General features: G+C 68.9%; 9 protein-coding genes. 3 read left to right on the top strand and 6 right to left on the bottom strand.

The window, feature by feature from the left end:
• Positions 1–210: 210 nt before the first annotated feature.
• Entirely contained in the window at positions 211–468 is a 258-nt protein-coding gene (locus AB0D31_RS26215) for a hypothetical protein (RefSeq protein ID WP_362727555.1), read from the top strand.
• On the opposite strand, the gene AB0D31_RS26210 is transcribed toward AB0D31_RS26215, so the two are convergent.
• Both AB0D31_RS26210 and AB0D31_RS26205 read right to left on the bottom strand, forming a co-directional pair.
• Positions 422–661: a hypothetical protein gene (locus tag AB0D31_RS26210; RefSeq protein WP_362727563.1), complete on the bottom strand. Its 240-nt coding sequence runs from the start codon at positions 659–661 to the stop codon at positions 422–424. The genes AB0D31_RS26215 and AB0D31_RS26210 overlap by 47 nt on opposite strands.
• Positions 662–811: 150 nt before the next feature.
• On the bottom strand, positions 812–2,413 hold the full coding sequence (locus AB0D31_RS26205; protein ID WP_362727551.1) for a Na+/H+ antiporter: 1,602 nt from the start codon (positions 2,411–2,413) through the stop codon (positions 812–814).
• 195 nt (positions 2,414–2,608) lie between these two features.
• Here AB0D31_RS26205 and AB0D31_RS26200 point away from each other — a divergent pair, with 195 nt between their 5' ends.
• Entirely contained in the window at positions 2,609–2,785 is a 177-nt protein-coding gene (locus AB0D31_RS26200; RefSeq protein WP_362727565.1) for a hypothetical protein, read from the top strand.
• Between the two features lie 28 nt (positions 2,786–2,813).
• Here AB0D31_RS26200 and AB0D31_RS26195 read toward each other — a convergent pair whose 3' ends face one another.
• The 4 genes from AB0D31_RS26195 to AB0D31_RS26180 all read right to left on the bottom strand — a co-directional run bounded on the left by AB0D31_RS26195 (position 2,814) and on the right by AB0D31_RS26180 (position 5,452).
• Positions 2,814–3,671 carry an aldo/keto reductase gene (locus tag AB0D31_RS26195; protein ID WP_362727549.1) on the bottom strand — a complete coding sequence of 286 codons (858 nt, stop codon included), beginning with the start codon at positions 3,669–3,671 and terminating at the stop codon, positions 2,814–2,816.
• Complete coding sequence (locus AB0D31_RS26190; protein WP_362727547.1) at positions 3,668–4,102, bottom strand: cupin domain-containing protein; 435 nt, start codon at positions 4,100–4,102, stop codon at positions 3,668–3,670. The genes AB0D31_RS26195 and AB0D31_RS26190 overlap by 4 nt, the downstream gene beginning before the upstream one ends.
• 71 nt (positions 4,103–4,173) lie before the next feature.
• Positions 4,174–4,494, bottom strand: a complete 321-nt coding sequence (locus tag AB0D31_RS26185) for a carboxymuconolactone decarboxylase family protein (RefSeq protein WP_362727545.1) — start codon at positions 4,492–4,494, stop codon at positions 4,174–4,176.
• A 190-nt stretch (positions 4,495–4,684) separates the two neighbouring features.
• The gene (locus AB0D31_RS26180; protein WP_362727543.1) at positions 4,685–5,452 is read right to left on the bottom strand and encodes a glucose 1-dehydrogenase; all 768 of its coding nucleotides are present in this window, start codon (positions 5,450–5,452) and stop codon (positions 4,685–4,687) included.
• A 298-nt stretch (positions 5,453–5,750) separates the two neighbouring features.
• Between AB0D31_RS26180 and AB0D31_RS26175 the strand changes: the two genes are divergently transcribed.
• Positions 5,751–6,635, top strand: coding sequence for a helix-turn-helix transcriptional regulator (locus tag AB0D31_RS26175; RefSeq protein ID WP_362727542.1), 885 nt, complete (start codon positions 5,751–5,753; stop codon positions 6,633–6,635).
• The last annotated feature ends 111 nt before the right edge of the window (positions 6,636–6,746 follow it).

Genomic DNA, 6,746 nt, shown 5'->3' with positions numbered 1-6,746 from the left:
CCGGCGCCCCGGTCGGGGGGCGGGCGGGGGTTGGGCGGGGCCCGCCTGCGGCGGGCCCGATCTTGGGGGGCGCCGGCGTCCGGTCGTCTCCACCCCTGGGTGGAGGGAGAACTTCCACCCGTGGTCCACCCCTGCGCCGATGCCCCTGACCAGGCCGTTTCCGTAGCTTCTTAGACGTACAGACATTCCGTCCGTCGTTCGGAGGCTCCGATGTCGCTCGTCAACGTGCTGGTCGCCCTCGCCGTCGTGGTGCTGATCCTGGTCCGCCAGTTCAAGCCGCAGCAGGTCGGCGGCGCACGGCGGTGGTGGCTGGTCCCCGCGGCCCTCGCGTTCTTCGCGGTGAAGGACGGCGGCCTGGTCGATCAGCACCACCAGGCCGCGTCGGTCACCCTGCTCGGCGCGGAGATCCTCATCGGGGTGCTCATGGGTTCTGCGGACAGTTCTTATGTGTTGCCGCTTGGCCAATGACGTTACCAGGGTGACGCGTTCTCAGCCGATGCGTGGCAGCGAGGACCCCGTTGTACAGCACCCAGGCCAGGGCCACATCGGCGGGCTGTTCGCCGATCTCGGCGCACAGCGCCCCGTACGCCCGGGGGGCGGTGCTGTTCGACAGTCTCCCGCACTGCGATGTCGCGCGGCGCCCGTCCTGTGCTTTCTTCAGGCCGCCGCCGAGCAGGCCGCCGCCCAGCGGACTCCAAGGAACAGGCCCAGGCTGTAGTGGCGCAGTGCCGGGATCACTGGTGCGGGGCGGCGGTATCGGTGTAGCCGGGTTCGACGAGCGGGGGTCGCGGAGTGTCGGACGCGAGCATTACTAGGAGTCGGTGTTCTCGGTCCGGTGCAGGCGGACTTCTTCGATGTCGAGGGCGGCCTGCATCTGCCGCAGGACGGTGTCGTCGATGCGGTGGGTATCGCGGAGTTCGATCATGGTGTTGCGTTTGTGCTCGATGACGGCCAGGCGCAGGGCGGTGTACTGCTCGGCCTGTCGTAGTGCGAGGTCGGGTTCGTTGTCGTCGTCGGTGTTCTCGGCGTGGGCGTGCAGGAGATTCAGTTGCTGTTCGAACTCGCGGCGTACCCGGTCGACGACGTCGGTGTCGGTGCCCAGTTGCGCGGCGAGGTCCGGCAGGGCGTTGAGAGCGTCCGTTGAGGTTTGTGTTCGGGCGAGGTGGCGTTCTTCGGCCAGGGCGGTGTCGGTGGGCAGGCGGGCCCAGCGGACGACGCCGGGCAGGGCGGCGCCTTGCAGGATGAGGGTGATGAGGATGACGCCTGTGGTGACGAAGACGATGGTGTTGCGGTCAGGGAAGGGCGTGCCGGCGGTGAGCGTGGTGGGCACGGACAGGGCCAGTGCCAGGGAGATCGCGCCACGAAATCCGGTGAAGGCGCTGACAACGCGGGGTCGGGCGCCGGTGCGGCGCTCTCGTTGCTGGGGGCGGCGGTCGATCAGGCGGATGAGGTAGGGGGAGGTGAACAGGAACGCGAAACGCACGGTGATGACCACGCCAGTAACTGCTACGACCGTGAGGGCGGCGCTGACGAGTTCGGTGCCGGGCAGGTTGCGGGCGACGGACTGGGCTTCCAGACCGACCAGGACGAAGAGGGCGCCGTTGATCAGGAAGGTGGCCAGGGACCAGAACGCCTCGGTCTGCCGACGGCCGGCGGCCTGTCCGACGCGGGGCCCGGCCTGGCTCATGATCAGCCCGCAGATCACGACGGCGAGGACCCCGGAGGCGTGGATGGCCTCAGCCCCGAGGTAGGCGGCGAAGGGGAGGGTGAGGATCGCGGTGTTTTCCAGCAGCGGGTCGGCCAGGCGTTTGCGCAGTTGGATTCCGAGGCAGGCCACTACGGCTCCGGTGAGGGCGCCGCCGCCGTAGGAGAGCAGCGTCAGCCAGGCGACATGGGCAGTGCTGAGGTGTTCCTCGCCGACGGTGATACCGACAGCGAGCCCGTAGACGACCAGGGCGGTGCCGTCGTTGACGAGGCTTTCGGCGCGTAGCAGGGTCACGGTGCGGCGCGGCAGCATCCGCGCCATCGCCCCGACCGCGGTTGCGTCCGTCGGCGCGACGGCAGCGCCCAGCACCCACGCCGGCCCCCAGCCGAGACCGAAGGCGTGGGCGGTGGCGGCGACGGCTCCGGCGCTCAACACGACCAGGATGGTGCTCATCAGGATGATTGGGCGCAGGTTGTGGCGGATCTCCCGCAAGGACGTGGTCAGGCTCTCCCAGTACAGCAGGACGGGCAGGAAGATCAGCAGCACCACTTCGGGCGGGAGGTATGCCTCACGCAGGGCGGGGACGAAGCCCAGGAGCAGCCCGAGGATGAGCAGGACGATCGGTGGAGCGATCCGCAAGCGGGATGCGGCCGTTTTCCCCAGCAGTAGGGCCAGGCCCAGGACGACGATGACTTCGAGACCGAGCACAGCCAGCTTCCTCTTCCAGCGGGGAGGGTCAGTGGGCGGCGGCGACGGCTTGGGCGATCGGTGTGCTGGCACCGGTCAGTGAGTTCGGCCAGCACGGCGGCCATGTCGTCGCGGGGGACGTCGCCGTAGTCGAGGACGGGCCCCGGTCGCACGCTATCGGTGCCGGGGTGGCTGGCCAGGGTGCCGGGCCGCAGGATGACCCAGTCCAGTGCGGTGGCGGCTACGTCGGACCGCTCGTCCGCGGACAGGGCCCCGTTGGTGGTGGCGTTCTCCTGGACCCGCTCGATCCGGCGGGTGCCGGGGATCGGTACGATCGAGGAGTGCCTGGCGAGCGCCAGCGCCACCTGCCCCAGCGTGCCGTTCTTCGCCTAGGCGTCGCGAGCGTGGCACTCGCCTGGCGTCACTTGCCGCTGTAGACGGGGAAGGCGCTGTGCTCGCCGTAGTCCACGTCGCGCAGGTCGCGCAGGGCGTTCATATCATCGCCGGAAATCTCGAAGTCGACGTCGGCATTGGACCGCATGTGCTCGGGATTCGCCGTCTTCGGCAGCGACACGGTACCCAGCTGAAGGGTGTATCGGATGCACAGCTGGGGGACGGATACGCCGTACTTCTCCGCCATGGCCTGGACTTCGGCGTTCTGCAGGATCGCACCGTGGGCGATCGGAGAGTACGCCTCGACGAGGATCTGCTTGCTCTCGCAATAGGCCAGGAGCTCGGAGGGGGTGTTGCCGGCGTGGACGAGCAGCTGGTTCACGTGCGGGACGACGGTCGCGCCCTGCAGGATGTTCTTGAGGTCGTCCTGCTGGAAGTTGGAGACGCCGATGGACCGGATCTTGCCCGCCTGGTGGGCGTCCTCCAGGGCACGCCATGCCTCGCGGTTGCCCTGGGCGTAGTCGCCGCCGCGGAAGTCGTCCCACGGCTGCGGGCTGTGGATCAGCATCAGGTCGATGCGGTCCAGGCCCAGCTTGTTCAGGGAGCCGTCGATCGCGGCGAGCGCCTGGTCGTAGTCCTTGATCTCCGCGGCGAGTTTGCTCGATACGAACAGCTCGTCACGGGGTACGGAGGCGGTGCGCACCCCCTCGCCGACGCCGCGTTCGTTGCCATACGCCTGGGCGGTGTCGATGTTGCGGTAGCCGATCTCCACGGCCGCGCGGACCGCGTCGGCCGCCTGGTCATCGTCGATGAACCAGGTGCCCAGCCCCAGCTTGGGGATCTCGACGCCGTTGGACAGCGTGTAGGTCTCGTCCAGGATGGTCATGCGTTCCCTCCGATCTTCGGCAGCTTGCCGTACACCTCGTCGGTGACGGGCTCGAGCCATTCGTTGCTGACGTCTTCGCCCGGCGTGATGAAGGCGACGTGGGAGAACCACGAGTCGGCCTTCGCGCCGTGCCAGTGCTTCGTGCCCGCCGGGACGCGGACCACCGTTCCCGGCTCCATGTTGACGGGCTCCTCGCCCTCGGCCTGGTACCAGCCGCTGCCCGCCGTGCACAGCAGAATCTGGTCTCCTCCGCCGCCTGCGCCGTGGTGGATGTGCCAGTTGTTGCGGCAGCCCGGCTCGAAGGAGACGTTGCTGACGGGAACGCTCCCCGAGGCGAGCGGGGCCAGGTAGCTCTGGCCAATGAAGTACTGCGCGAAGGCGTCGTTCTTCTCCCCGAGGGGGAAGATCTGATCAAATTCGTGGACAGCCATCTCGTTCTCTCCTTTGAGTCAACGCGCCCCGCTGCCCGTGCGGGGCACCGGTGCGCTGGTCGCGCTGGTGGTCAGGCGGACTGCTCGTCCGCGATCTTCTTCAGTAGCGTGATCGCGGTCATGGCGTTGGGCCATCCGGCGTAGAACGCCAGGTGGGTGATGGCCTCGGAGAGCTCTTCGACGCTCAGTCCGTTCTCCAGGGCCTTGCCCAGGTGGTGTGGGAGCTGCTCGGTGCGGTAGAGCGCGGCCAGCACGCTCACCGTGATCAGGCTGCGGTCGCGGGGGGAAAGCCCGGGGCGCTCCCACACATCGCCGAACAGCACATCGTTCGAGATTTCGACGAGCTTGGGCGCGATCTGTGCCAGCTCCTGAGGCGCGGACTGCTTTGCCATGCGATGACTCCTTGCAATGTACGAACACGGATCCGGCAGATTCACTCTCTATGAGGGCTGCCTGCCCGGCAGCCGCAGCCATCCCGGAGATCAGGGCCGGGGCGGCGTCGTTGCCTTTCTATTGGTTCCTGGGCGATGTCCGCGGACTACCTGATCACGGTCCTCGGGACCCGCACTCCGCCGCTGAAGGTCACTGAGCGGTGTAGCCGCCGTCGATGGGCAGCGCGATGCCGGTGACGTAGCTGGCGCCGTCGCTGCACAGCCACAGGACGGCCTGGGCGATCTCCTCGGCGGTCCCGAGCCGGTCGATGGCCTGGCCGGCTTCGGCCTGGGCGCGGTCGAGTTCCCCGCCTTCGACCATGGCGTCGACCATGGGGGTGGCGATGGTGCCGGGACAGACGGCGTTGATCCGGACGCCGCGGGAGCCGTATTCGAGGGCGGCGCTCTTGGTCAGGCCGATGACGCCGTGCTTGGTGGCGTGGTAGGCGGCGCGGCCCGGGTTGCCGACGAGGCCGCCGAGGCTGGAGCAGTTGACGATGACGCCGCTGCCCTGGTCGCGCATGTGGCGCAATTCGTGCTTCATGCTCGCCCAGATCCCGCGCAGGTTGATGTTCTGGACACGGTCGAACTGCTCGGCGCTTTCGTCGGCGGCGTCGGTGGGCGGGGGCATGATGCCGGCGTTGTTGTAGGCGATGTCGAGCCGTCCGAAGGTTTCCGCCGTGCGGTCAACGGCGGCGGCGACCTGATCCTCGTCGGTGACGTCGCAGACCAGGGCGAGGGCCTGGTGGCCCCCGTCGGTGAGTTCCTTGACGGCCATGGTGACGGCTGCCTCGTCGATGTCGGCGAGGGCGACGGCGGCGCCAGCTTCGGCGAAGGCACGGGCGGTGGCCAGGCCCATGCCGGAGGAGGCGCCGGTGACGAAGGCGACCTTGCCGGTGAAGTCGTAGGTGGGGTTCATGAGTCTCCTTCAGGGTGACCGGGGGTGAGCGGGCGATCAGTGCCGTGCTGAGGCCGGTGCCGCAGGTGCCGCCGGTTCTTCGCAACCGTGCTCGCGGGGCAGGCGGTAAATGTGCTGGGCCACGATCCGGGTCGGGTTGCGGGTGCCGGTGAGGGCGATGAGCGGGACGGTCGTGAGACCGGTCGAACTGCACCACGCCATCCAGGTAACCCGTTCTTCGCGCCGGGAGCGAGACACCATCAAGGGGTGTACCGGCAGTACATCCCTATGGGCGCGGGCGGGACGTACCGTCGAAGGCGTGGACAACCAAGCAGAGGTCCGCGAGTTCCTGACCTCGCGACGCGCCAAGATCACCCCCGAGCAGGCCGGCCTGCCCTCCGGGAGCCGCCGACGGGTACCGGGCCTGCGCCGCAGCGAGGTCGCCGCGCTCGCCGATGTCAGCGTGGAGTACTACGCCAAGCTGGAGCGCGGCAACCTCTCCGGTGCCTCCCCGGCCGTCCTGGAAGCCGTCGCGCGCGCCCTCCAGCTCGTCGACGCCGAACGTGCTCATTTGCTGAACCTGGCGCATGCCGCCGACGGCTCCGACGTCCTCACTCGCCCCCGGCGCCGCGCCGCGCAGTGGAAGGCCCACCGCAGCCTGCAGTGGGTCCTGGACGCCGTCACCGCCGGCCCCGCCTTCGTCCGCAACGGCCGCATGGACCTGCTCGCCGCCAACAACCTCGCCCGCGCCTTCTACGACGACGTCTACGCCTCGGCCGGCAACCAGGCCAACCTGGCCCGCTTCCAGTTCCTCGACCCCGTCTCGCGCCGCTTCTACCCCGACTGGGAGCAGGCCGCCGACATCGCCGTCGCCATCCTGCGCACAGAAGCCGGCCGCAACCCCCACGACAAGGAATTCCACGACCTCGTCGGCGAGCTGTCCACCCGCAGCGACGCCTTCCGCACCCGATGGGGCGCCCACAACGTCCGCCACCACGGCACCGGCACCAAACGCTTCCACCACCACACCATCGGCGACCTGACCCTCGCCTACGAGGGCCTGGAAATGGCGGCCGAACCCGGCCTCACCCTCACCATCTACACCGCCGAACCCGGCTCACCCTCCGAGGAAGGACTGCGGCTGCTCTCCTCCTGGGCCGCCACTGAGGAGGCCGAGCGTTCCTCCCACCAAACAGCCGACTGACTGCAAGAGAACCGAGCGGCCGACCGATCGAGGGCGGTGCCTTCGGCCTAGGACAGCCGTGCGGCAGCGCGGCGGCATTCGGGCGGCGCCTCCGCCCTGCACTGACACCTC

Origin of the sequence: Streptomyces sp. NPDC048361 (genome assembly GCF_040651795.1) — a bacterium.
Classification (GTDB): domain Bacteria; phylum Actinomycetota; class Actinomycetes; order Streptomycetales; family Streptomycetaceae; genus Streptomyces.
Note: the sequence above shows the minus strand (reverse complement) of the source record. Positions and strands in the feature narration are given on the sequence as shown.